The sequence below is a fragment of the Streptomyces roseifaciens genome, from assembly GCF_001445655.1.
Classification (GTDB): Bacteria; Actinomycetota; Actinomycetes; order Streptomycetales; family Streptomycetaceae; genus Streptomyces; species Streptomyces aureoversilis.
In genome coordinates this window covers 2,576,627-2,601,181 of sequence record NZ_LNBE01000003.1, presented here as the reverse complement: position 1 = coordinate 2,601,181, position 24,555 = coordinate 2,576,627, and the positions used below count along the sequence as shown (strand labels likewise).

Sequence of the window (24,555 nt, the reverse complement as noted above, 5' to 3'; positions counted from 1 at the left end):
AGCGTACCGGCCGAGGCGGTCGGAGCTGGTACCCAGCGCCGACCGTCGGGATCAGGCAGCCGCCCGCAGGCGCAGCCCGGGGCCGGGGGCGCGCACCAGCACGGTGTTGAGGAACCTGCGCACGACGAGCAATGGGTTACCGGTTGCCGTGGTCTCGATGGTGGGCAGCGTCCCGCAGGTGACGACGCAGCTGATCGAGCGGGGCATCCTCGCCGGGTTCGAGATCGACGTCCTGGAGATCCGCGGCCCCTCCCCCCGTCTTCGGAGAGTCGGACGAGGCCCTGCGGGGCTGGCGCCTGGCGCTCTTGCAGACGGCGCTCCTGGAGCACGCGGCCGCGCACAACCTGCGCACCGTGATGACCTTCCACCAGAAGGTGGAGGAGGCCGCCGCGGACCGGCTCCCCGCGCGTCGATCGACGCCGAGTTCTACGAGCTCGAGACCGGCCGCCACGTACCCCCGGACCGCGTCTGGTCCGCATGGCTGTGCGGCGACCATCTCGTCACGGAGCGGCGCGAAGTCCTGCGGCAGTTCGCAGGCGGCATCGACGCCACCAACCGGCGCGTGCACCGGGCATTCCTCGCCTCCGTGCGCGTACTCGAGGAGGGCGTGGACATCACCGGCGAGCGAAGCGTGGAAGCCATCTGCTTCGCCGACACCCGCGGCTCCCAGGTGGAGTCGTGCAGGACATCGGCCGCGCACTGCGACTCAACCGCGACGGCAGCACGAAGATCGCCCGCATCATCGTGCCGGTCTTCCTCCAGCCCGGCGAGGACCCGACCGACATGGTCGCCTCCGCCTCCTACCGCCCCCTCGTAGCCGTACTCCAAGCCCTGCGCAGCCACGATGAGCGCCTGGTCGAACAGCTCGCCGACCGCGCCCTCACCAGCGGACAGCGCAAAGTGCACATCCGGCGCGATGAGCACGGGCGGATCATTGGGGCCGTCGGCGAGAGGGACGGCGAGGACTACTGAGCTTTTCGTTAGTTCTGTGGTGGTTTGTGGTGAATGGTTAGTCCGGTGTGGGTGAGGAAGGACCAGGGGAGTTGTTCGTTGGAGCAGACGCGCTGGTTGCCGCGTTCGGTGGCGTCGGGCGACCTCGGCGAGGTGGTCGCGGGCGAGGTTGGCCAGCTCGCGTGTCTTGATGGCGGACCACAGCAGTTCCACCGGGTTGAGTTCGGGTGCATAGGCGGGCAGCCGTTCCAAAGTGAGCCAGTCCTGCTCGGCCGCCCAGGCTCGCATGTCCCGGCTCCAGTGGGCGGACAGTCCGTCCCACACCAGCACCACCGGTTCACCGGCGTAGAACGTTTTGACCTGTTCCAGCGCCTCGATCAGGGAGGTGGTGTCGTAGCTGCCGGGCTTGAGGTGGAAGCACAGCCGCGGACCACGCCCGGGGTCGCTGGCGTGGTAGCCCAGGGCGGCGGCCATCGAGGCGCGTTTCCAGTTCAGCCGGTGCCGCAGGATGGGAGTGCGGCCGCGGGGCGCGTAGGTGCAACGGACCTGGGGCAGCAAGGACACGCCCGATTCGTCGAAGAACACGATCCATGCACGTTTCTTCACCGCCCCTTTTTGATACGCGGCCACTCCTGGGTGACCCACCGGCGATCTCGGACTCGTCCCGCTCGACCGCCTGCTTGGGCCGCTGCAGACTCCGCCCCAGCCGCCCGGTCAGTAATCGCCACACCGATGCGCGCGCCAGCGTCACCCCGGTCAGCCGTTCAATCACGACGCCAGCACGCTCCAGGGTCCACAGATCGGCCTCGAACCCGTGCGCCTGGGCGCCCTGTTCCAACGCGGCCCGAACCACCTCGACTTGGGCATCATCCAGCTTGGGCGGCCGGCCAGTGACCGGCCGACGCCGCAGCGCCTGAGCCCCGCCCTGTTCCCACGTGCGCTTCCACCGGCGCACGCTCTCGGGGTGGATCCCCACCATCCGTGCGACCTCGACGTCAGCCCGTCCCTGCTCGAACAACTCGACCGCGCGCATACGCCGGGCCTCAGTCAACTGCGGCCGCGTCAGCGGCGGAACGGGAGCTTCGGACACAACGGGCGGAGGCTCGGAAGGCACACCAACATCTTTACACCGCTACAGCCCCTGCACCCACAGAACTAACGAAAAACTCAGTAATCGCCATCGGCGACGCCGTCTGCACCCTCAACCCCATCTACGGCCACGGTATGACCACATCGCCGCACTCCAAGCCCAGACCCTCGACCGTCTCTCGAGCACCGGCGCGGACCAGAGCTGGGACGCACCTTCCAGCGCACCATCCCCTCGACGATCCGCGTCCCCTGGAACATTGCTGCCTACTCCGACACCGGATGGAACCACACCCGCCTCAACCCGGCCACCCTCGCGCACCACCTGGTACGACGGACCGTAGACCGCCTGCCAGCTAATCCGGACCTCTACCGGCGATTCATCATGGTCCAGAACCTGATCGCCCACCCCGCAGTACTGGCAACACCCGCCCCCATCCTCAAAGCGGCCTGGAAAAACCACCAAACTCCGTATAACCGTTAAACCTCAACGAGTGAAGCTGGCAATCACCAAGCTCCGATCCAGAAGCCACGCCCGCAGTCAGCAGAACTGAAAGACCGGGGCCGCGTAACCATGGCCCGGCCCGTTTGGCGAGGACCTCACGGCGCACAGTAGACGGGCCGAGCGAGCTCACTCTGCGTGATACAAACGGCCAGCGGCTCGCCAGCCATCGTCGACCGAACTCGCCAGTTGCGACTGGCCGTCACCCCACTCACCTGGACACCTCCTCACCCGGCCCGCCAACTATCAGCGGCCGTCAAACCGTGTGACTGAGCGTTGTGATTGGTTCTGACCGCTCTTCCGTGATGCCTACGCCGGGAGGACAGCCGCGTCCAGACCGGGCAGGCGCCTGAGCAGCACCGGGTCTGCGCTCATATCCTGAGCTGATGTACAAGACCTCCGCCGCTCTGGCAACCGCCCGCTGGCCGCTCGCCGCGTCCACGGAAACCGACTGGCTGAGGGAACTGGCCGCCGAGGACGGGCTCACCGGGTTCATGCCGCCGGCGCTGCCCGACGCGGCCTGGGTACTCCATGCCATGTACGAACACGAACTCGGGCCCTTCGACATGTCGTACGTCGAGTACCTGCAGGCCTTCCTGAACAGGAACAGCACCAGTCCCGAGATCATCCCGGGTCTCGACCCCGCGGACGTGTTCACCGACCCCTCGGACCCCTTCGCCAAGTCCACAGGCGAGCACCCCGGACCACGCTATCGCCGCCTGCGCTGGGCAGAGCTCGCCCGGCGGACCGGCGATCCCGTGGCCGCCGAGGGGCGTCTGCCCTGCCACACATCCTTCCCTTCGCTCCGCGAGTCGGGCGGGTGGCCGGTCGGCATCACCGGTCCGTCCGAGGGCAGCCTGGACCGCTCCGACTGGAACCGACTGGTCGAGATCCTCACAGAGCACAGCCCGCAGGGCGCAGACACCCGCTGCCTGGCCTACTACACCCCGCTTGTGCTCGGGGCAGAGGACTTCGACAACCTGCACGTCCGGGCAGGCCGGCTCGCAGACGCGAAGGCCCTGTACGACCACCCCGAAGAAGACTCCTGGAGCCCGTCCAACCTCTGGGCCCACGACCGGTCCTGGGTCCTGTGCACGGACTACGACCTGTGGGCCACCAAGGTCGCCGGCCCAGCCCCGCTCGTCGAAGCCCTCCTCAACGACTCGGAGATCGAGGCCGTACGACTGCCCTGGGCCCCCTGATCCAACCGCCCGACCTGGGATGACGACGGTCGCCCCATTCCCCACCTCGGCCAGTTCGGCGTCAGGTAGTTCCCCACCCAGGCGGGGAACATTCCCTCATGCGGACGCTGACCGCCGCCTGTCGCCTCCTAACCGGAAGTCACATGGTCGCGAGATGGCTAACCGTCCATGACGGGTACGGGCTTCGGCCCCCCCACCTAGCGCCACTCACTTCATTTGGCGGTGCCCGTGACCGCCGGGCCAAGTCCGGCGGGGAGGCGGGTCACCGCCAAGGCGACAGCCTCTTCGGCCGTTGCGGCCTCGCTGATGACGTCGGCGTGAGGGTGCTTCAGCACGCGGTACGGACCGCCGCCATATGACGGGGCGATGGCGACCTCATTCTCGAACGGGAATCCGGTGCAGGAGCTGAAGCCGAGCGTCCAGTGGCTGGAGAACACATAGAGTTCTCGCAGCCGCCGTTCGACGTGAGCCGCTTCCACGAGTGCGCCGAACTCAGGGAAATCCGGCGCCTCGGCTGCCTGTTCCCGCATCAAACGCCACTGCAGCTCCACGACTGCGGCCGGCCCGCGGTCGTGCGCCTCTGCTCGCTCGCTGGAGTGCAGAAACGGCAGCTCCGCCCGCAGCTCCCGCAGGCTCCGGCCCTGCCCCCACGCCACGCCAGCCCTGACGACATCCGCCAGATCGGGCGTGGATCCGGTGATGAGTTCGACCCCCTGGCTCCAACCGGAGACGCCGAACCAGCGACTCTCAGCCCCGATGTGAACGGACAGCGGCTTGCGCTCAGGGACCGAGGCAGCGATGCCCGCCGAAACGAGTGCCCCCCAGCCGCCGGGCACCACCACGAGATCGACACCAAGGTCGGCCGCCAGTTGTTCCAGCGCGGCGGCAAGGCTGCCCGCAGCGGCCAGCTCGGGATAAAGATCAGAATTCACCTCCGAAGTCTGCCATTGCCCTGACGGCTGGCGCTCGAAGGACTGGACTGCAGGACCGTTCCGCCAGGGGATGACGTCCTCATGAAGTTGGGAACACTCGAAGACGTCCTCTTCCCGGGCGTGAACCTCGTGGTGCGCCAGGCCGTGGTCGCGGACGACACCTTGATGATCGACGCGGCTGGCTACGGACCCCCAGGACCATGTCCTCAGTGTCAGCATCCCGCCGCACGCGTCCACAGCCGGTACTGGCGTCACATCGCTGGGCTGCCCGTCGGCGGCCACCGGATGATCATCCGTCTCCGTGTGCGTCGATTCTTCTGTGATCAGAGCCAGTGCCGACGTCGGACATACGTGGAACAGGTGGCGGGGCTGACCAAGCCACGACTTCGTACTTCAACGGTGGCCCGGTCGGCGATGAGAGCGGTCGCCGTGGAGCTCGGCGGCCGCCCGGGCCAACGCCTCTGCGCGAAGCTGCGGGTCCATGGCCGGCGGACGACCCTCCTGAGGCAGTTGGCCGCTCAGCCCGTGCCAGCCCGGGCCCCACGGATACTCGGTATCGACGAGTTCGCATTCCGCAAGGGCCGGACCTACGGCACCGTCCTCGTCGACGTCGAGTCCTCCAGGCCTCTGGACGTGCTGCCGGATCGAGAGACCAGCACGGTCGCCACCTGGCTCCAGGAGCACCCCGGCGCCGAGATCGTCTGCCGAGACCGCCTGATGGCATTCACCAAGGCCATCAGGCAGGCCGGCCCGGACGCGCTGGAGGTGGCAGATCGCTGGCACCTCCTCCAGAACCTCTCAGCGGCCGTCGAGAAGACCTGCCGACGGCATCATGAGTGCCTACGGCGACCAGCCGGACTAGGGTCCAACCCACCGTCGGCCACGCCTGAGACCCCGCTCCTGGACCGGATCCGACGACGCCATGGGGAGGTCAACGAGCTGGCCGCCACCGGCATGTCCCTCAGCGCCATCGGCCGCCGCCTGCAGCTGGACCGCAAGACGGTCCGGCGCTACCGGAACAAGGACCTGGCAGGGCTCCTCGCCTCGGCGCAGGACCGCGGGCATGGCGTCCTCGACCCGTTCATCGAGCACGTGCAGCACCGCTTCCAGGCGGGCTGCACCAGTTCGATGCAGCTCTATCGCGAGTTGCTCGCCCTTGGCTACACCGGCGGATACCACGTTGTGAACCGCTACGTGATGGCAATCCGGGAGGGTATCGCGGTCCCTGCCCGCTCGGTGACTTTCCGCCCTCGTGACATCACCTCATGGATCATGCGACCCGAGGAGACGCTCAGCCCCGCGGACGTCGCCCAGCTGGAAACTGTCCGGAACGCTTGCCCAGAGATCGCTTTGGCCTGTGACCTCGCGCGGGAGTTCACGAACATGCTTCGCCACCGTCGCGGCTACCTACTCCGGGACTGGATTCAGAAGGCCGAGCTGGGCGGCCCCGACGCCATTGGCATCTTCGCCGACTCCATCCGCCAGGATCTCCACGCCGTCACGGCAGGCCTCACCCTGTCCTACAGCTCCGGCATCGTCGAAGGACACGTCAACAGAATCAAAACGATCAAGCGGCAGATGTACGGTCGAGCCTCATTCGCTCTGCTCAGAGCCCGCGTCCTCCTCTAGCGGTAGGCATCACGGAAGAGCGGTCAGAACCAGATAGAACGCTCAGTCACGCAGAGCACGACAGCTTGCGAGTGGCCAAGCGAGTTTGCGACCGCCCGCTTCCAGTCGCTCTGAGTTATCGGGAGTGGTGTTTGGGTTGGTCAGTGGGTCCTGCGCCAGGACCCGTGTCGGCGGCGAGCCAGGCCGTGCCCGCGACACCCGTCGCGGACTGAGCCGCCCTAGGGTCTGTCGTCAAAGCGATCTTGGGTTGTGGATCATGGTGAGGTGATATGCCGTCATGAACTGTCCGATGTCGAGTGGGAACTTGTGCAGCCGCTGCCGCCCAGGCCCGTGCTGGGCGGCCGCGTCTGGATGACCGGATGGTGCTCAACGGGATCGTGTGGAGGTTTCGCACCGGGGTCGCCTGGCGGGATGTGCCCGAGCGATACGGGTCGTGGGCCAGTCTCCACACCCGTTTCCGCCGGTGGGCGGCGGACGGCACCTTCGAGCGGATGCTCCAGACCGCGCAAGCGCAGGCCGACGCGGCCGGTGACATCGACTGGCTGGTGTCAGTCGACTCCAGCATCGTCCGCGCCCACCAGCACGCTGCCGGAGCCCGAAAAGGGGGGCCCGGAGCCCTGCCCTCGGACGGTCCCGAGGTGGACTGACCAGCAAAATTCACCTGGCCTGCGACGGCTCTGGCCGTCCGCTCACGTTCGTGCTGACGGGCGGGAACGCCAACGACTGCACCCAGTTCACCGCCGTTACGGACGCGATCCGGGTCCCCCGAATCGGGCCGGGACGACCCCGGATGCGGCCGGACCACGTCATCTGCGACAAGGGCTACAGCTCCGAGGCGATCCGCACCTGGCTGCGAAGGCGAGGCATCGCCCACGCCATTCCCGAGCGGGCCGATCAGGTCGTAAACCGCCTCCGACGGGGAAGCGCCGACGGCCGCCCGTCGGCGTTCGATCGGGACTTGCACAAGCGGCGCAACATGGTGGAGCGGTGCTTCAACCGGCTGAGGCAGTGACGCGGCCTAGCCACCCGCTATGACAAGACCGCCGAGTCCTACCAGGCAGCCGTCGCTCTCGCCTCGCTCTTGATGTGGGCGTGATGTCCCGACGACGCGCGCCTGGCCCTCAGAGATGGAGTTCGGTCTCCCAGGCTTCGAACGGCGGCTCGACCCGATAGCTCGGGTCGCAGCACGCCCGAATCCACTGCGCGACCCGGTACTGCGCATCCCCGTCATTCAGCACCATGCCGTTTGCATCAATTTGCAGCACATTGCCGTAGATCGCGAAGACCTGCTCCAACGATGAGCCGGAGTGAATGACGGTTGAGCGGTAGTCGAACCCGTCGAGCAACTCAAGGTCGATGGTGCCGTTCGCCAGGTAGAAGGCGAACAGCCGAAGCGAAGCGCGCACGTCGACAGGAAGATGTTCCACGCATGCATGATGCACGACCTCCGCACCGTCTCGGCAAGATCTTTTGACGACAAGCCCAAGGGCCTGCCCGGTGGGTCCACGTGACTGGCTTACGTTGCGATCGTTCCAGTCGGCGTGGGGCGGGGTGATCTGTCGAACGAGGAATGGGCCCGTCTGGGGCCTCACTTGCCGAGGAACGTCGGACGGCACATGGGATCGGATTCTGCGGGCCGTCCAGGCCTATGCCGGCGCGCAAGGCCGCATTGACTGGAGCGTGGTCAGCGTGGACTCGACCTCCTGCCGTGCCCATCAACACGCCGCAGGCGCCCGCACCGCCGCGCCGCGTGTCCCTGGACGACGCGGCCGACCTGTTCAGCATCATTCGGATGAGGCCCTGGGACGTTCCCGCGGCGGGCTGACCTGCAAGATCCATTTGGCCGGTGAGGGCGGCCGACGTCCGCTCGCGATCGTCATCACACCAGGCCGGTGGGGCGATGCCCCGCAGCTGATCCCCGTCCTCGAGCGCATCCGTGTCCCGCGTCCGGCCGGCGGTCATCCGCGCACGCGCCCCGATCATCTGGGCGGCGACAAAGCGTACTCGTCCCGTCGGAACCGCCGGTGTCTGCGGCGTCGGTAGATCAAGCACACCATTCCCGAGCGCAAGGACCAGCGGGCCAACCGCCAGCGCCGCGGCAGCGCCGGCGGCCGGCCCACCAGCTTCGACAAAGCGATCTACGAACGCCGCAACGAAGTCGAGCGAACGATCAACGCCCTCAAGGGCTTCCGTGCCATAGCCACCCGATTCGACAAAAGGGCATACGTCTTCCACGGCACGGTAACCGTCGCTGCCATTCACCTATGGCTCCGCTCGTGACCGGCCAGCCAGTCCTTGGCTGGACCGGTGACTCTGTGAGTTGCGGGTCACCAGGCGATGGGGAGGCTCGCGGGTTTGATGAAGAGAAGGTTGTCCTCCCAGGGGATCTCGCGTTCGGGGACGGCGAGGAAGAGGGACGGGAAGCGGGTGAAGAGGGCCCGATAGGCGGTGTGCAGGAAGAGGCGGGTCAGGGGGGCGCCGAGGCAGAAATGGGGCCCGGCGCCGAAGGTGGCCGAGGCGTCGGTGGTGCGGTGGATGTTGAAGCGGGAGGGGTTGGGGTAGTGCGCGGGGTCGTGGGTGGCTCCGAGCATCGGGCAGCAGACGCCCTCGCCCTTGCGGATGGTGACGTCGTGCAGTGTGACGTCCTCGGTGGCGATCCGAGGCATTCCGAGTACGCCGTTGTGGTGGTAGCGCAGGATCTCTTCCACGGCTTTGGGCCACAGGTCCGGAGCCTTGATGCACTCCCGGAGTTGCCGGGGGTGGGTGAGGAGGGTGATAACGCCGGTGCCGAGCGGGGCGGTGAGGGGTTCGGATCCGGTGACGAACAGGTACGAGGTCGTGCCGATCAGTTCGCCTTCGCTGATGAGGCCGCCGGATCGGGCCCGTATCAGTGCTCCGATGGGTTCGTCGGGGTCCGGGTCCCGTCGTTTGGTTTCGATGACTTCCCTGGTGAAGTCGGTGATCGATGCGGTGGCAGCCGCGACCGCCGCCGCGGAGGCGGCGAGGTGGGTCTGGGTGCGGAAACAGCTGTGGTAGTCGCTGTGCAACTCCGGCGGCACCGCGAGGATTTCGCGGGCCACGTGCAGGGGGAGCGCGGCGGCGTAGGCGGGCATGAGGTCGGCCGGGTTCGGGCCGTGTGCCATGTCGTCGAGCAACCGGACCGCGTGGCCTTCGATCACCGGCCGGTGGCGTTCGACGGCGCTGCGGGTGTAGAAGCGGTTGATCACCTGGCGGACCCGTGTGTGGTCGGGTGGGTCGAGGTTGAAGATCCCGCCCGGGACGGAGGTGAAGTCGTCGCCGACGAAGCGGGGTGCACCGGGGTAGGTGAGGTCGCGGGAGAAGCCCGGGTCGGTGAGTACGCGCGTGATGTCGTCCTTGCGGGTGACCATCCATACGCGGTCGCCGCTGGGCAGCACGACCGGGCATACCGGCTGTTTCTTGCGGGCCCAGCCCAGCAGCAGCGGTGGGGCGCCGAGCTCGCCCGGCGGAAAGGGGTAGCGCAGAGGCAGGTCGGGGTCGGTGGTGGGCTGGTCCATGGGCTGGAGGCTCCGTTTCGCTGTCATAAGCGGTGGGACGGTACGCAACGGTCGTCGGCCGGCCGCACCACGGCGTATCCCTGCCCGGAGGCGGGACGGAGCCGGGTGGCCCGGCCGGTGATGAAGGGATCGAGGAGATCCATCTCCCGGTGGTACACGAACACCGAGGACTCCGTTCCGAAGATCGCCGGTCCGTCGAGAACGAGAGGCAGCTCGGCGAGGGCGTAGCCGACCGCCTGGTCGATCTGTCGCTCACTCGGCTCTCGCTCGGCGGCGTGCAGCACGGCCCCGCGGGCGGTAAGGCGGCAGGCGCGGCGCACCGCTTCATCGGTCCGGTACGCCTGGTGCACGCGCTCCAGCATGCGTGTGTACGGGGGACGGTTGGCCAGCTGCGTCCAGCTGTGGAACCGGGCTCCGGGGTTCGGGATGTCGGCACGCCGCAGGGCGCGCTGGGCGGGGTTGCGGAGCTGGCTGATGGCGCGCCGGGTGCGGTGGACCGCTTCCCGCGGCTCGAATCCGGCCGCGGTCAGGGTATGCGCTGCCTCGTAACCGGGGACGAAGACGTCCACGGACGCGAAGTTCGCGCAGGCCCAATCGACCAGGGCCTCGACTCTGCGGGGCTTGTAGTAACCGTTCCACGGGCTGAGCCCGATCAGCAGGTGCTCGGCACGCGCCAGGATCCGCCGGCTTTCGGCGGTGCACGGCTGTACGAGGAATTCCATGGCGGAAGGCTCCTCAGTCGGTTTCGCGGCCGGAGGGGGAGCCGGAGTCCGTGTCGGGGGCCGGTTCCGCGGTGGCGTCGATGATCAACGCATGCGGGCAGGCGAGGTACTTGGACCAGAAGTCGTCACCGAACCTCCTCCGGCCCGCCTCGGACACCTCCGGCCGCACCCAGCTGACGCTGTCGAACCCTGCCGCGCACAAGGCCCGTTCATGCGCACCGGCCGACCAGCGACGGGCCTCGACATCGATGGTCTGCCCGCTGATCCACGCCGTCAGACGGACCGTGGCGCCCTCCCCGCCGGGCCGGTCCGTGGTGAGCCGCATGCCATAGTGCCGGTACCACTCGGGGTCCGTGGCGAAGTCCGGGTTGAGCGTCATCGCGACGAACCGGCCGCCCGCCGGCGACAGCGACCGGCGGGCCGTCGCGCACATCGCGGCGAGCTCCTCCTCCGACATCGCGTACGGCAGGACATAGACGGAGGTCACCAGGTCGAAGGCGCCGGTCAAGCCATCGACGTCCGTGTCCTTCAGGGGACGTGTGGCGTCGCGGTGTACGTACGTGATGCCGCGCCTCTCCCGTTCCTCCTCGCCGCGGGCGGATTCGACCATGGACAGCGACGCGTCCAGGCCCACGACCCGCCCGGCACCGGCGGTGTGGAAATACCGCGTGTACGACCCCGTACCGCAGCCGAGATCCAGTACGGACAGACCCGCGACAGGCCCGATGGCCGTCAGCAGGCTGTGCGCCTCGACGTGTTCACGGAACGGCAACGCGCTCATGCTCTGCGCATAGGCGGCGACAGTTGAATCGAACTGGCTCTCCATGGCTACCCCTGACTGCCCGACGGATGAGGTGGCGCGCCGCCGTTGCTTCCGCAGCGAGTGGAGGGGGGCGGCTTCGCGGGATCCAGAGAAACGTGATCCGTGCCACGCCTCAAGGGACTTCGTGGCGCCCAAGGTGCGCCTTACCCCGCCGCACTCGGTATCACCCCGCCGCGCGGATCTCTACGATTCGGTGACGGTTCAACTACCGATGGGTATGGCATGTATCAGAGACCCGATGACTCGCACATGGCGCGGCATCCGTTGAAGGTGGCGCGGGAATCGCTCGGCCTCTCGCAGCTCGGCTACGCGAGACTGATAGCCAGGGCCCACGACGAACTCGGCTTCGGCCCCAGGATGGTCAGGACCCGCCACACGGTCTCGCACTGGGAGGCCGGGCGGAACGAACCCGAACTCACCGCACAGCTCGCCATCGCCCGTGTCCACCGCGTTCCCGAGGAAGAGGTGGCGAGACTCGGCTGGCCGCACTGGCTGCACCTGGCCACCGACGACACCGCACTGCTGAACCAGCCGTGGACACCCCGGGGAGCGATCGGCGCCCTGCACAGCACAGCCCGGCTCGCGGACGCACGGCCCCGCTCCTACCTCACCGTCACCGGCCCCGCCCTCGACTTCCAGATCAAGAAGTCACTGGCCGCCCTGGCCTCGCCCCAGCCACCACCCACCCGGGACGGACGCCCCGTCACCCCCGACGTCCTGGCCGGGATCGAGGCCCGTATCGAAGCACTCGAACTTCAGGAGATAGCGACACCGGTCACCCCGATGGCCCTGTACGTCGCCGCCCGCGCGGAACACCGCCTGGTCACCGGGCTCCTGACCGGCCACGGCTACGACGCGAAGACCGGAGCCTGGCTCCTCCTCCTTGCCACACGCACCGCCGCGCTGTGCGAATGGCTCAGTGGCTGCCTAGGAGAGGAAGCCAGGGCCGAACGGTACGCCCTGGCCGCGATCCGCGCCGCCACCGCCGCGGGCTCGCGGCGTCACGTCGCCTCCTGCATGATCGACCTGGCGTTCCGCCATCTCGTAGCCGGCGATCCCAAGGACATGCTGTCCCTGGTCCATGCCGCACGGGCGATCGTCCGGCGCCCCCCGGCCGGCCTCGCGGTCACCCTGCACACCAGAGAGGCGCAAGCCCTCGCCCGTCTCGGTGACCTCACCGCCAGTACCCGGGCGCTGGATCGAGCCACCAGCACGCTGGCCGCCAAGGCGGCCGACGCGGACCCCGCGGCCGACCTGCTGTGCGTCAACGTCGGCGAGGAATGGCTGGCTGTGTCCTCGGGCGCCGCCTGGCTCCACCTGGGCCGGCCCGAGAAGGCACTGCCGCACTTCACCACACTGCTCGACGACGGCCCCGCTTCGCGCGCGCCCGGCCTTCCCTCCCCGTACACCGCCAGACGCCTCCTGTATGTGGTCGACGCGCAGCTGGCCCTCGGCGAACTCGATGCCGCCGCCCACAGTGCCCATCGCGCCGTCGCCCTCGTCGGCTGCTTGCCACCCGGCCTCGCCCGGCAGTTCCAGCAGCGATTCGCCCACCACTCCACCGAACCGGCCGTACGAGACCTCATCGAGGAAATCCGCTCCCCCGACGAGCGCCACCCAAGTCCTCTCCGATAGGGGATCACCCTGCGAAGGTGGCGGCCGGGCGCCCGCCTCGCTGAGTTCAGCGCAGATGGTAAGGCGTTCTCCAGCTGACCCCAGGGGTCGGGCACGTCCTGGTCGCCGAGGTACAGCGCCAGCTTGAGGGAGATCCGGTCGTCCGCGAGGGGGAGCAGGGTGGCGAGGTTGTCGTGATCCATGGCCAGAATGACGTCCGCCCACTCCATCGGCGAAGCCCACACCAACTGGGCGGTCACCTGATGACCCGGCGGCTGACCCGGCCCGTCAAACGACGGCCCCCGGCCCCCGGCGACTTCACCACCACCTCCGCCGATGCGGATCCGGGCCCGTCCCCACATGATTCGTCTGGCACCCGCCCCGAAGTGACCACAGGTCTTCAGCGGCGCAGGACGTTGACGACTCGCATCTGACCGCTACTCAACAGGGCGGCCGGGGGGGTCTGCTCGCGCAGGACTCCCTGGTCAGCCCTAGCCAGTCGCAGTTCCAGCCAATCAGGCCGAAACCCAGGGCCTATCCGATGGCCCGCGCCTCGCGTGCGACCCATCGGACAGACCCTCTAGGTGCGGATACACCGACTTCCCGCCCGGACGGCTCAGCCAGGACCAGACCGTCGAGATTCAAGCCTGCGAGGAGTGCGGATCAGAGATCGAGACGGTGCCCTACTTCACGACGCCGCCCGGCGACGCCACCACCTTCTTCGAGAGTTGACCCTCCAACGTCCCGCCGTACGGGGTCGGTGCGGCCATCTTGATCTACAGCACTCGCGCAGGCGGCGTTCCGCTCAGCCTCTCACGCACCTCACACTGCCCCATTGCCTTCCGGGGTCAGTGTTCGTAGCAACGACCGCAGGGCCGTACTGGTGCTGGCAGGCCTCGTTCCAGGAGAGGTGGCCGTTGAGCGTGATCGGTTCCAAGCTGCCGTCCGCACGTACGCACGTCCAGTCCCGGACAGTCCGGAGCTCTTCCTCCGGGCGCGAGGAGGCGTACCCCTTGTACCGGCAATATGCGTAGACGTTCAGAGGGCGGCCGACTTCTGCCGATGGCTCTGTTGCTGTCCCTGTCGGCCCCGGCTTGCTCGTCCAAGGCGCCTCGATGCCAGCCCACGTGAAAATGCCGGCCACCGCAGCTCCCGCGCCCAGCACTCCACCCACCACAATCGCAGTGGCCTTGATCCTTCCCAACCGCCTGGACCTTTCGTGTGCAGGTGAGCGCTGCCGGGGACCTTCACGATAGTCAGCAGTAGAGGATCCTTGGGCCAACGGCACGGCCACGGTGGACAAGCACCTCGCGGACGCCTTAGCCGGTGAACTGCCAGGGCACCGCGCTAAACGGCGGGCCCCGCCACGCGCTCGGCCTGCGAAAAGCGGCGCTAGGGCCGCAGCGAAGACGACTGCCGAGCACACTGCTGGAGTCGTGCCCGAGTCAAGAGCCGCGGACGTGCCATGTACCCGATTCCGCGTGCCACACCAGGTGGACCTGCCCTTGATCTGGCCTACGGAGCGTCAGCTCGTTCAGATCCAGGGATGAAAGAGCACGGAGTGCTTCGTCCGACGCGTTCGACCACAGGAAGAGTGTGAGGCCTGCATCCGGATCCTGGAGAATTGCCAGGCCTGGTCCGGTTTCCACGTCGGACGACGAGGGGGGCGACGACTTCTCCTTCTCTTCTTCCTCGTTCCCGTCGTTCCTGCGCAGCAGCCGGCGGACCAGCTGCCGGGCCTGCCCATAGGCGTCCTCGGCGACCTTGGAGGCGATGGCTTGGAGAAAGGGCATGACGGCGGAAGGTCTTGGCCGCTCCCGCGGTGGCCTCACCACAAAGATCCACTTAGTTGGTGAGGGCGGCCCTGCGGCCCCTGGCCCTACTGATCACACCCGGACAATGGGGCGACGCGCCTCAGATGATTCCGGTCCTGGAGCGGATCCGCGTCCCGCGGCCGAAGGGCGGGCACCCGCGCACCCGCCCGGACCACCTCAGCGGCGATCGTGCCTACAGCTCTCGGCGCAACCGCCGCTACCTGCGGCGCCGTCAGGTCAAGCACACCATCCCTGAGCCGAGGAATCAGCAGGCCAATCGCTTGCGCCGTGGGAGCCGAGGCAGCCGGCCCACCAGTTTCGAGAAGGCCCGCTACGTTCGCAGGAACGAAGTGGAGCGGCTAATCGGAAAGTTGAAGATCAACCGGGCGGTTGTCACGAGGTTCGACAAGCGGGCCTATGTCTTCTACGGCACTGTGACCGTTGCGGCCATACGCCTGTGGCTTCGTGCATGACCCGTCAGACGGAACCTAACCGGCCCCTGGTCTGCCTCCTACGGGACGATGATCACCTCGTACCACTCACTGTCGAGGATGCGGTCGGACTGCACCGCCCGCCCCAGCTCGCCGCCCGCAGCGGTGTTGTCCTTGTTGTCGACATGAGCCCGGATGCAGGGCGCGTTGTACGGGCTTACGCCGGTGCCCCGGTCGACGGTGACGCCCGAGACGTCCCATACGCCGCCGACGGGGCGCGGGGTGATGTCCACACACTGGTCGCCGGGATTCCCGCCCTGCCGGGACCGGGCGAAGGGGTACTCGTCACAGGAGTCGTTGAGGATACCGGTGGCGCCCCGGGGGAATTTGTACGGCCCACGGTCACAGGTCAGGGCACGCCTGTCCTCGGCTTCCGGGTCAAGCGGGTCGATATACCGCGACAGCAGGTGGCCGGGGGTGCCGTACTGGCCCGTGAGATTCTTCTGCGCCCACTCGTAGGCGACGGCCGCCCCCCGGTATTTCGCCCTGGAGAACGTCACGTTGGGCGTGTGCCCGGCGAAGACGATACAGCCGGGGACGGGTCTGGTGTCGCCGATCGTCGCGTCACAGCGCACCTGGGGGCCGTCGTAGATCGCGGTGTCGTACCCGGGGACGCCGACCCCGCCGACGGCGGCGGCCCTCACGGTGTAGGTGAGGTTGATGTAGGAGATGTCCGTCTTGGCGGCGACGCTGGACAGGTAGGTGATGGTGCCCGTCTGGTTGTCGCCGCCCTTTTCCACAGTCGCGTATCCGCCGCCCCAGGCCGGTCCCTGCGTGCTGCACATGCCGCTGCACGTGGAATCCAGGGACACCTCCACGCCGGTCACCTCGCCTGTCATATCGCCGGGGACAACGATGATGGACTCGGTCCACTTCCCCGCGTAGGAGTCGAGCAGGCCCACGGCGAGAACGCTGATGTGGCCCTCGCCGATCGCCACGTTCTCCTTGTTGAGGAGAACTTCTCTGATGAACATCCGCGTGCAGTACGCGTGCCGGTCGGAGACGACGCGTTCACTGGAGTCCTTGAGGCATAGTTTGACCGCATTCGCCCCGTCGGCGGGGGCGCGGGCAAGGTCCGGGGCGGCCAGGACGGGGGCGGGGACACGGCGGTCGGTAGAGTCCGACCCGGAGCAGGACCAGGCCGCACCACGCTTTTGCAGATCCGATCCGGCGGGGACGGCCGTGCAATTTCCGTACCCCTGGGGAGCGGTCGGGGCGGCTGCGGCCGGGGAGGCGCCCACGGCGAGCAGGGCTGCGGTGAGGGCGAGCGAGGCTATCGCTGCCAAGCCGCGTCTGAGGTGTTTCACAAGGTGGTCCCTTCCGTCGGTGGCCCCTTGGCGGGCACTCCGAAGGTATGGAACCGGGCAACTCTCGTTCATGCCAACCGAGAACGGGACAGTTCTTGATTTCATTTGGCCAGTTGTGGTATTATCCTGCCGCTCCCGGCGGCGCTATTTTCACTCACACTCACCTCACAGACCACACGCAGGGGGAAACAACGATGCGCCGCACAAGACCCCGCCTGGGCAGAGGGCTCGGAGCGCTCGTAGCCACCGCGACGGCCGCCGTGGGCCTGGCCGCCACCCCGGCCGCCGCCACCCCGGCCGCCTCCGGGCAGACAGTCCAGCCCGGCCAGGCCTGTACCGCAGCCGATCTCGGCACCCGCCACCCGATCATCAAGAGTGCCGAAGTCGCCCCCACCATCACGCACTTCAAGGGCTGGTACGTCACCGAAGGCTCGACCGGCAACCAGAGCGTCAACACGAACACCACGGAGACCATCTCCGTCTCCGTCGGTCTCAACGGCACCGTTCAAGGCAGCTTCGCCGTCGAGGCCCTCGGCTCCGTCGGCGCGAGCCTGGGCCTGAATGTGCAGGTGAACTACACCTCCACCAGCAGCACGTCGACGTCCGTCACGTGGAACTTCCGCAATCCCGGCTATTACGGCCTCTACAAGGGCACCAAGAAGGTCACCGGCACCTACGGCAGCCTCAACTGCAACCGCACCCAACAGGGCGACGGCAGCTGGGCGTTGAAGTGGACCGAGGGCCCCGACACCGGCAGCTACACCACCTTCACCACCCTCGAAGAAGGCGCGGTGCGCTGCGAGGACAAGGTCCCCGCCAACAGCATCATGCGCAAGGCGCAGGACCTCCTCGACTGCGGCTCCGCCACCGCCACCGCGAAGCACCCGGCCGGGCCGGTCCCCTCGGCGAAGGCTGAGGCCGCCAAGGCCGGGCACGAAGCCGAGGAAGCCGCCAAGGCTGAGAAGAGCGTGAGGGCCACCGGGAGCCCGGCCCCCGCCACGCGGGCCGCCCTGAACTGCCAATCCGCCGTCAACAAGATCGACGTCCCCGGCAAGCCCCTGAACTGGAGCGCACCGCTCCTGGCCAACGACGGCATCCGCCTGCGCCAATCCAATTGGACCAGTGCCCACCTGGACAACTGGCGCCTGTGCAACGTGACCGAGCGCAACGGCGTCATCGAGGCGTCCCTGTGGAACTGGGGCAACGGCGGATGCGCGACCATCCCGGCGGACATCGCCAACCGGGAGCAGGCCTACCTGACGACGGCCACCTGCGGGGAGGACGACCTCCAGCGGTTCTACATCTACCGCGACGTACCCGGCAGCTCGAAGATCGGTCTGCAGAACAAGTACACCGGCTCCATGATGGGCCACGACCGGTACGCGGACGGGGAGTTGATCCGCCAGTACTCCAGCGGCAGGCAGGACGGTACGGGTACGTACACCCTGACCAGAGTCTGACGGCCCCCACCCCGTAAGCGCGGCCCCGCACGTGAACCCCCGGCCTCCCGGTTCCGTGCGGGGCCTTCCGCGTCTCTACCCCGAACCCAGCCTTGGGGACCGGTGCCCGTAGCCGAACGTCCCCTGTTGCATGCGGCGAACCCCTTCCAGGATGGTTCGCGCTTCAACCCGACTACAGAAATGCGGTCAACGCATGCGTATACGAGGTTCTGTTGACGGTGGCCCACGAGTTCTCGTCTCGGTTCGTCACCGACCCATCAGACAGGGCCTAGTCGGCTGGGCTTCGAGCCGCGCAGATGCCGCGCGTTTCTCGGATTTACCCTTGGACCCTGCTTGAGGCGGCACAGCGCGCCGCCGGTCATGCTGGGAGGAAAGGTGCTTACCCGGCGAGGTCCCGGGCCGCGCCGGCTTCGTAAAGTCCTCCCGGCCAGCCACCACGGATTCTACGGGCGTGGGCGGCGCCGGGCTGGATCTTCATGCCCCGCGCGCGCTCTACCCACTTGTCGATTTCCTGTCGCTGGTGGGGCGTCACCTCCGCGCCTGCGGCCGCCGCTGTTCTCGGCGAGGCAGAAACCTGCCGATCACCTCCGGCACCGACATGCGATTGGCCAGACGCCCCAGGTCATCAAGGGCGTCGCGCATTCTGCGGTGGGTCGGCCGCCGCCTGCGAATCCACCTGACGGTAGCGCCGCGGGCCGGCATCCCGCGCCGCGAATCGGCTGGGGATCCTGGAGAACTTGGGCCCGCGCACCGGCGGTTTGGAGTCCCTCTGTTCCCAGAGCGCCGGCCTTCCGGTGGGTCGTGCTGGAGCCGCTGTCGCCACCGTGACGCCTCCGGCCGTCCGCCGTCAGGCGGGCGCGGTGAGGCGTGCCTGTGCGATGAGCCGGTCCAGCAGCGAGAGCAAGCAGCTGCGGACGTCCTCCCGGGAGCGGGCGTCGAGCAGGAGGACGGGGGTGTCCGGGTCCCTCAGGTGCAGGGCTGCCTTGATCTCCTCGGGGGTGTACGGCTTCTCGCCGTTGAAGCAGTTCGCGCCCACGATGAACGGCAGTCCGCGGTTCTCGAAGAAGTCGATGGCGGGGAAGCTGCGGTCCAGCCTCCGGGTGTCGACCAGGACGACGGCCCCGAGCGCCCCGTACAGCAGGTCGTCCCACATGAACCAGAAGCGTTCCTGGCCCGGTGTGCCGAAGAGGTACAGGGCCACTCCGGCGTCGGTGAGGGTGATGCGACCGAAGTCCATCGCGACCGTGGTCGCCGTCTTGCTCTCGATGCCGTCGAGGTCGTCGACGCCGACGCCGGCGGACGTCAGCCGCTCCTCGGTCCGCAGCGGATCGATCTCGGAGACGGCCTCGACCAGAGTCGTCTTGCCGACTCCGAAGCCCCCGGCGACGAGGATCTTGACGGGGGACGCTTCCGGCGCGGCGGCGCTGTCATAGTCGGGCAAGGTTGTCCCTGATTTTCATGAGCAGGTGGACATTGGAGGTCTCGGAGGCGTCCAGCGGCGGCCGGTGACGGATCAGGCCGCGTTCCAGCAGCTCGCCGAGCAGGACCACCATGGGAGTCAGGCGCATCCGCATCCGGGCGGCGATCTCGGCGACCGCCCGTCCGTTCGGCGACGGGCACATGGCGAGGATCTCCTGCCATTCCGTGGGCAGGCTGCCGTGACCGTGGCCGGCACCGGGGGCCGCTGTGATCACGGTGTCCATCGTCAGGCCGTGGCGGGACGCGGCCGTACGCCCGTCGGTGAGGGCGTACAGCCGCGTCCGGCGGCGCCGTCCGGGCTGGGGGTCGGCCGCCATTACGAGGTGGGCGCCTGTGAACGCTCCGGGGTGTCCAGCCACTCGCCGAGCGCCTGCGCGGCGCGGACCGTCTCGCCGCCCAGTTCCCCGAGCCGTGCCTTGCGGGAGGCCACCACGATCAGGGTGCTGCCCGATCCGCACCCGACGATGCACAGGTACCGGTCTTCCATCTCGACGAGTTGGCGGATCACTCCGCCGCCGTCGATCTCCCGCGAGATGGCCTTCATGGTGGACGCGATACCGGAGGACGCGGCGGCGACCCGTTCGGCTTGGTCCCGCTCCAGCATGTAGGCGCTGAGCTTGATCCCGTCGTTGGAGAGGAGTACGGCTCCCTGGATCCCCGCGATCCTGCTCAGATTGTTGTCCAGGATGCTGTAGATCGCATCGTTCTGTGTCGTCGTCATGGTCATGGCTGGTCCTGTCGGAGCTCGAGTTCCACTTGCCTGGTGCTGTCTTCGTAGTCGGCCCAGGCGTCGGCCACCTCTTCGGGGGTGGCGGCGTCCTGGCCCACGTCCACCGTTCCGGCCGCGCGCGGCTCGCGGAGCTGCTGGGCCAAGTGGGCCTGCGGGATGCGCTCGGGGAGGGCCGGCCGGCCGGAGGTGTCCCCGGAACCGGGCCGTGGCGGTACCTCCGGCGCCGTGTTCCCGGCGTCCCGTGCCTGCTCCTTCCGCAGGCGGCGGGGCAGGCCCGGCGCGCCGGGAGCGGGCTCGCCGGACGGCCGCTGCGGGACGAGCTTCGGCCGCCGCTCCTCGGCGGACTGCGGTTCGGACCGGGGTTCCTCCACCGGTACGGGCACCGCAGGGCGCTCCGGGGTCGTCACGAGGTGCTCACCCGGGACGATCACTATGGCGGAGGTTCCGCCGAACGCCGACCGGCGCAGCGTGACCGTCGCCCCGAGCTGGTCGGCGAGGTGGCCGACCACGAAGAGGCCGAGCCGGTAGGCGTTCCGGGCGAGCACGGAGTACGGCGGGGCCGAGTGCAGTCGGGCGTTCATCTCCTCGTACCTCTCGGCGGTGACCCGCGGGCCGCGGTCCTCGACCTCGATGCAGAGACCGTCGCCGACCAGTTCGGACCGGATGGCGACCCTCGTCGTCGGCGGGGAGAAACGGGTGGCGTTGTCCAGCAGCTCCGCCAGGAGGTGGCTGAGCTGGCTGATCACGCCGGCCTCCACGCTGGTCTCGTCCATGGCGTGCCGGTCGATGCGCCGGAAGTCCTCGACTTCGGCGGCCGCCTCGCGCAGCAGATCGGCGATGCGCATGGGCTCCATGTGCGGGTCGGGGATCTCTCCATCCGCCAGGATGAGCAGGTTCTCGATCTGCCTGCGCATGCCGACCGTGAGCTGATCGGAGCTCATGAGGTCGGCGAGGAGTGCCTCGTCCTGGCCGAAGGTGTCCTGGATGTGCTCGGTGAGGGCGAGCTGCCGGCTGACCAGGTTCCCGGTCCGTGCGGCGATACCGGAGGCGAACACGCTGAAGCCCTGCCGCTCGTCGGCGAGCTCCCGGTGCCCCTCGACGGACACGGCGACGACGCGGGCGAAGGCGTCGCTGATCCGTCCGACCTCGTCCTGTTCGCCCCCCGGCTGCGGCAGCGCGTCTGCGCCGACGGCTTCTCCGCGCCGGAGACGGGCCACGACCTCCGGCAGGGTCTCCTCGGCGACCGCCACCGTGCGGTCGTGGAGGTCCCGCAAACGGCGCAGGACCGAACGCGTCGTGAAGACCACGACGGCGACGACCAGCAGGAGGGCGGCACTGCTCGCCGCCACCAGGACGACGACCTGGTGCTCCAGCTCGGCCGCCCGGTCGTCGGCGTGGGCGAGCAGCTCCTGCAGCTCGCCCTCCTCGAGGGTGTTCAACTGGGCGGAGAAGGTGCCGTAGGCCGCCCGCCAGTCGCTGACATCCGGCGGCAGCACGACGCCGGAAGAGACGTCCCTGTGCTCGTCGACGACGGCTTTTTCGATGCGGGATTTGGTCTGCCAGGCGGTGGAGGTGAGGATCCGCTGGAGAGCGTCCTGGTCGTCGAGGGGCAGGTCGCGGGCGACCGAGTCGTACAAGTAGTCGGCCGCTCCGGCGGCTTGGACGAATTCACCGAACCTGGCGGACGTCAGCTTCCCGGAGGGGCCCGACAGCGCGAGGATGGCATCCTCGCGAGCCACCGCCTCCGCCGCCGAGAGCAGGGCCACGAGCGACGTCGTCTCCTGCGTGAGCGCGCCGTCGTCGACGTGGCTGAAGTCTCCGTAGCAACGGACCGTCCCGCCTATCAGCTCGGTGTAGTAGTTGACGGTGTCGTCCGGGCTCCCGTGGCGTGCGTCGGCCCGTTCGCGCTGGGCGCCCAGGTCGGCCAGCCCCCGCGCGACTTCACGGAGGCGGTCCTTCGCCCGGTCGGAATGGACCTGATCGGGGTCCGACGACTTCAGGAACGCGGTGACGGCCCGGTCGGTGTCGGCCCGGCGGTTACGCAGGTCGGCCCCGGGTACGGGCATGCCCGACCACCAGGCGGCGGTGACCGCACGCTCCGACTGCAGTTTGGTCATGAGCTGGTACAACGGTACGACGGTCTGCCGCCCGGCCGCCACGTCCTCGCGCAGGTGCCGGGCCTCCTGCAGCGACCGCTCGGAGCTGATGATGACCTGGACGCCCATCGCCAGGGTGGGCACCACTGCGAGCCAGATGAGCAGGGTACGCAGGCGCACGGCTCGTCGTCGGCTTCTTCGTACCGGCTCGCCCGGGCCTTCGGATCCTGTGGGAGTCATCAGTCCTCGTCAAACACAGCCGACCATTTCGGAGTGGATGCCGATCATAACCAGCCAATTCCAAAAGCAGTGGTTGAGGTTGACGTGCAGGAATGGTAAAGGCACTCAAGAGCAGTTCATCGCCGGTTGCGGCGATTGTCGACTGTGCCCGGAGAAGTCGGGACAGGCGGGCGGCAGCCGTTACCCGTCCCGTCCCCGCAGCCGCTCGTGCCGTGCCGTGCCGTGGCATTGCGGTGCCGCGCCTTCGCTGCCGTTGTGCATCTTCACACGCCGGGGCGTCGATTCGGGCAACCGCTCGGGAGGGGCCGTAACCCGGCTTCTCGGGTCGGTCGGCGAACTACCCTGGCCGGCCCCGCCACCGGCGCAACGTGATGCGGGACGAAGATGGCCTCACTGACTCGCCGTTAGGTGCGATACCGGCGATAGGTGTCGGGCCCGACAGTGACTCGGCCTTGTCCCGGGCCCGGGGCAGCCGGGTGAGCAGCCGGGTGGACCGGCGCGGGCGGTGTCCGCGCCGCGTCGGGCGCAGGGTGCGCACGTGGTCCGCGCTGCCCTCGCGCAAGGCGCTGATCGCGAAGTACGGCTCACCACCCCACACCGGGCGCACGCCCGAATCCCCCGCACCGATGCACACCGCGGAGCGCACCGGCCAGGGCGGCTGGAGCGCCGTCGCCATCGAGGACGCCGTGGAGACGATCGACGCCCTCGTGGCGGCGCTCTCCACCCTGGACCCGCACTCCGTACGGCTCCTCGCCCCGTCCAGGTCTTCGGGGCACCGGGCTCCCTCGACTTCGCCGCGGCCTGTCGGTCTGTTCCACCTGGGATCAGCAGCACATCAGCGCCGAAGCCGGCGGTGGAGAAAGCCCTTGCCCTTGCTGGCTTTCGGTGGTTGGTGCTGCTGAAGGTCCTCCGGTGAGTGGGTAGCGGCGGTCGGCGCGGTGTCCGCAAGTCAGGTGGAGGCTGCTCAATCATCCGGCAAAACCCCACCCGAGAATCAAGTTCGGCGCCTGGTTCGAGGCTGGTGTCCGAGGGCGAGTTAGGGTGACCGCCATGCAATGGGGAGATCGTCCGGTTTGGGTCCGGTGCACGGCGTCGGTGTACGTGGTCGGGTTCCTGGAAGGGACGGGAGCGCACGGGTATTTTCTGGCGACGGGTGGGCTTGACGCCTACGGCTACGCGCCGTTGCCCGTGCAACTGCTCTTCCACGGGCTGTTGCTGCTGGACCCGCTGGCCGCACTAATGATCATTCGTGCCCGCCCTGGTGGGCCGTTGCTTGCTGCCGTGGTCATGTTCGCGGACGTGGTGGGCAACTGTAACGTCGCATGGAGCACGGTCATGACGCATCCCACCGCCTTTCTCCGCCCGATAGGGCTGTTGCCGATCACGCTCTTCGGCATCTTCGTCCTGCTGACAGCACTCCCGCTTCGCCGAGCACTGGCGTCCAGTGGTGACATCGAAGCCTGCGTCCCATCTCCGGCCGAAGCAGGATGACGCACCGTGTGTCGGCCCGGCCGGGCGTCCGCCCCGCTACTCGATCACCCTTCGGCCGCACTCTGCCCTCAGCCGCCGGCATTTCGTGATCGAACAGGTCCCAACGTGCCCAGGTTAAAGGCACCTGCACGGCTGCGCCCTCCGCCACGAGCCCGACAGGTCCGCTCCGCGGCCCACCACCCCCCGACACGGTGTCGGCGCAGTCCTCACGGCCTGCTGAAACCGAGGATCCGAAACACCCTACTCACCGCATGTGGTGACGGTTGCCACGGTCGCCGCAGCCACTTCCCCGTGCTGATTCCAGCAGCAGGCCGTCGATGATCCGCCCGTACATCAGGCGTGCAGCCCTTCCTGCCACGCCGTCGAGGGATCGGGGCACTCCGCGCAAGCGCACTTCGGCGGACCACACGATGCGGCACCATCGTGCGTCCGCCTCGCCGGTGACAGGCC

The 24,555-nt window shown here is 68.3% G+C and carries 17 protein-coding genes and 6 pseudogenes; 10 read left to right on the top strand and 13 right to left on the bottom strand.

What is annotated here, in order from left to right; all coding sequences use genetic code 11:
• Nucleotides 1-51: 51 nt before the first annotated feature.
• Entirely contained in the window at nucleotides 52-207 is a 156-nt protein-coding gene (locus tag AS857_RS40035; protein ID WP_160330267.1) for a hypothetical protein, read from the bottom strand.
• Between AS857_RS40035 and AS857_RS41500 the strand changes: the two are divergent.
• Nucleotides 185-966 (top strand): annotated as a pseudogene (locus AS857_RS41500) (DEAD/DEAH box helicase); the annotation flags it as partial. The gene AS857_RS40035 and the pseudogene AS857_RS41500 overlap by 23 nt on opposite strands.
• A 216-nt stretch (nucleotides 967-1,182) precedes the next feature.
• Here the strand turns inward: AS857_RS41500 and AS857_RS41495 are convergent.
• Both AS857_RS41495 and AS857_RS42385 read right to left on the bottom strand, forming a co-directional pair.
• Nucleotides 1,183-1,515, bottom strand: a pseudogene (locus AS857_RS41495) (transposase); the annotation flags it as partial.
• Between the two features lie 94 nt (nucleotides 1,516-1,609).
• A pseudogene (locus AS857_RS42385) lies at nucleotides 1,610-2,041 on the bottom strand (helix-turn-helix domain-containing protein); the annotation flags it as partial.
• Between the two features lie 884 nt (nucleotides 2,042-2,925).
• On the opposite strand from AS857_RS42385, the gene AS857_RS17005 reads away from it, so the two are divergent.
• Nucleotides 2,926-3,741, top strand: a complete 816-nt coding sequence (locus tag AS857_RS17005; protein ID WP_058043917.1) for a hypothetical protein — start codon at nucleotides 2,926-2,928, stop codon at nucleotides 3,739-3,741.
• Nucleotides 3,742-3,953: 212 nt separating this feature from the next.
• Here AS857_RS17005 and AS857_RS17000 read toward each other — a convergent pair whose 3' ends face one another.
• Nucleotides 3,954-4,955, bottom strand: coding sequence for a DUF6193 family natural product biosynthesis protein (locus tag AS857_RS17000; RefSeq protein WP_058043916.1), 1,002 nt, complete (start codon nucleotides 4,953-4,955; stop codon nucleotides 3,954-3,956).
• On the opposite strand from AS857_RS17000, the gene AS857_RS16995 reads away from it, so the two are divergent.
• Both AS857_RS16995 and AS857_RS37775 read left to right on the top strand, forming a co-directional pair.
• Nucleotides 4,839-6,302, top strand: coding sequence for an ISL3 family transposase (locus tag AS857_RS16995; RefSeq protein ID WP_245699995.1), 1,464 nt, complete (start codon nucleotides 4,839-4,841; stop codon nucleotides 6,300-6,302). The genes AS857_RS17000 and AS857_RS16995 overlap by 117 nt on opposite strands.
• A 264-nt stretch (nucleotides 6,303-6,566) precedes the next feature.
• Nucleotides 6,567-7,398, top strand: a pseudogene (locus AS857_RS37775) (IS5 family transposase).
• 25 nt (nucleotides 7,399-7,423) lie between these two features.
• Here the strand turns inward: AS857_RS37775 and AS857_RS16980 are convergent.
• Nucleotides 7,424-7,729: a DUF7677 family protein gene (locus tag AS857_RS16980; RefSeq protein WP_058043914.1), complete on the bottom strand. Its 306-nt coding sequence runs from the start codon at nucleotides 7,727-7,729 to the stop codon at nucleotides 7,424-7,426.
• Between the two features lie 169 nt (nucleotides 7,730-7,898).
• On the opposite strand from AS857_RS16980, the pseudogene AS857_RS37770 reads away from it, so the two are divergent.
• A pseudogene (locus AS857_RS37770) lies at nucleotides 7,899-8,582 on the top strand (IS5 family transposase); the annotation flags it as partial.
• Nucleotides 8,583-8,629: 47 nt separating this feature from the next.
• Here the strand turns inward: AS857_RS37770 and AS857_RS16975 are convergent.
• Genes AS857_RS16975 through AS857_RS16965 form a run of 3 tightly spaced genes read right to left on the bottom strand, consistent with a single transcriptional unit; the run spans nucleotide 8,630 to nucleotide 11,386 of the window.
• Entirely contained in the window at nucleotides 8,630-9,838 is a 1,209-nt protein-coding gene (locus AS857_RS16975; protein ID WP_058043913.1) for a cytochrome P450, read from the bottom strand.
• 23 nt (nucleotides 9,839-9,861) lie between these two features.
• A complete protein-coding gene (locus tag AS857_RS16970) occupies nucleotides 9,862-10,560 on the bottom strand; it encodes a tRNA-dependent cyclodipeptide synthase (protein WP_058043912.1) in 699 nt (232 codons plus the stop codon).
• 13 nt (nucleotides 10,561-10,573) lie between these two features.
• Nucleotides 10,574-11,386 (bottom strand): class I SAM-dependent methyltransferase, encoded by an 813-nt coding sequence (locus tag AS857_RS16965; RefSeq protein ID WP_058043911.1) that lies wholly within the window; start codon nucleotides 11,384-11,386, stop codon nucleotides 10,574-10,576.
• A 246-nt stretch (nucleotides 11,387-11,632) separates the two neighbouring features.
• Here AS857_RS16965 and AS857_RS16960 point away from each other — a divergent pair, with 246 nt between their 5' ends.
• Nucleotides 11,633-13,018, top strand: a complete 1,386-nt coding sequence (locus AS857_RS16960; protein ID WP_058043910.1) for a helix-turn-helix transcriptional regulator — start codon at nucleotides 11,633-11,635, stop codon at nucleotides 13,016-13,018.
• Nucleotides 13,019-14,726: 1,708 nt separating this feature from the next.
• A pseudogene (locus AS857_RS16950) lies at nucleotides 14,727-15,284 on the top strand (IS5 family transposase); the annotation flags it as partial.
• A 38-nt stretch (nucleotides 15,285-15,322) separates the two neighbouring features.
• Here AS857_RS16950 and AS857_RS16945 read toward each other — a convergent pair.
• Nucleotides 15,323-16,588, bottom strand: a complete 1,266-nt coding sequence (locus tag AS857_RS16945) for a NucA/NucB deoxyribonuclease domain-containing protein (protein WP_245699976.1) — start codon at nucleotides 16,586-16,588, stop codon at nucleotides 15,323-15,325.
• Nucleotides 16,589-16,803: 215 nt separating this feature from the next.
• Here AS857_RS16945 and AS857_RS16940 point away from each other — a divergent pair, with 215 nt between their 5' ends.
• Nucleotides 16,804-18,069, top strand: a complete 1,266-nt coding sequence (locus AS857_RS16940) for a hypothetical protein (RefSeq protein WP_079110394.1) — start codon at nucleotides 16,804-16,806, stop codon at nucleotides 18,067-18,069.
• Between the two features lie 847 nt (nucleotides 18,070-18,916).
• On the opposite strand, the gene AS857_RS16935 is transcribed toward AS857_RS16940, so the two are convergent.
• Genes AS857_RS16935 through AS857_RS16920 form a run of 4 tightly spaced genes read right to left on the bottom strand, consistent with a single transcriptional unit; the run spans nucleotide 18,917 to nucleotide 22,554 of the window.
• Complete coding sequence (locus AS857_RS16935; RefSeq protein ID WP_058043906.1) at nucleotides 18,917-19,510, bottom strand: GTP-binding protein; 594 nt, start codon at nucleotides 19,508-19,510, stop codon at nucleotides 18,917-18,919.
• The gene (locus AS857_RS16930; RefSeq protein ID WP_058043905.1) at nucleotides 19,497-19,865 is read right to left on the bottom strand and encodes a DUF742 domain-containing protein; all 369 of its coding nucleotides are present in this window, start codon (nucleotides 19,863-19,865) and stop codon (nucleotides 19,497-19,499) included. The genes AS857_RS16935 and AS857_RS16930 overlap by 14 nt, the downstream gene beginning before the upstream one ends.
• Nucleotides 19,865-20,269: a roadblock/LC7 domain-containing protein gene (locus AS857_RS16925; RefSeq protein WP_058043904.1), complete on the bottom strand. Its 405-nt coding sequence runs from the start codon at nucleotides 20,267-20,269 to the stop codon at nucleotides 19,865-19,867. Before AS857_RS16925 ends, AS857_RS16930 begins: the two co-directional genes overlap by 1 nt.
• 2 nt (nucleotides 20,270-20,271) lie before the next feature.
• A complete protein-coding gene (locus AS857_RS16920) occupies nucleotides 20,272-22,554 on the bottom strand; it encodes a sensor histidine kinase (protein WP_245699973.1) in 2,283 nt (760 codons plus the stop codon).
• A 590-nt stretch (nucleotides 22,555-23,144) separates the two neighbouring features.
• Here AS857_RS16920 and AS857_RS39615 point away from each other — a divergent pair.
• Complete coding sequence (locus AS857_RS39615; protein WP_144440869.1) at nucleotides 23,145-23,516, top strand: hypothetical protein; 372 nt, start codon at nucleotides 23,145-23,147, stop codon at nucleotides 23,514-23,516.
• Nucleotides 23,517-23,655: 139 nt separating this feature from the next.
• Nucleotides 23,656-24,105 carry a hypothetical protein gene (locus AS857_RS16910; RefSeq protein ID WP_144440868.1) on the top strand — a complete coding sequence of 150 codons (450 nt, stop codon included), beginning with the start codon at nucleotides 23,656-23,658 and terminating at the stop codon, nucleotides 24,103-24,105.
• The last annotated feature ends 450 nt before the right edge of the window (nucleotides 24,106-24,555 follow it).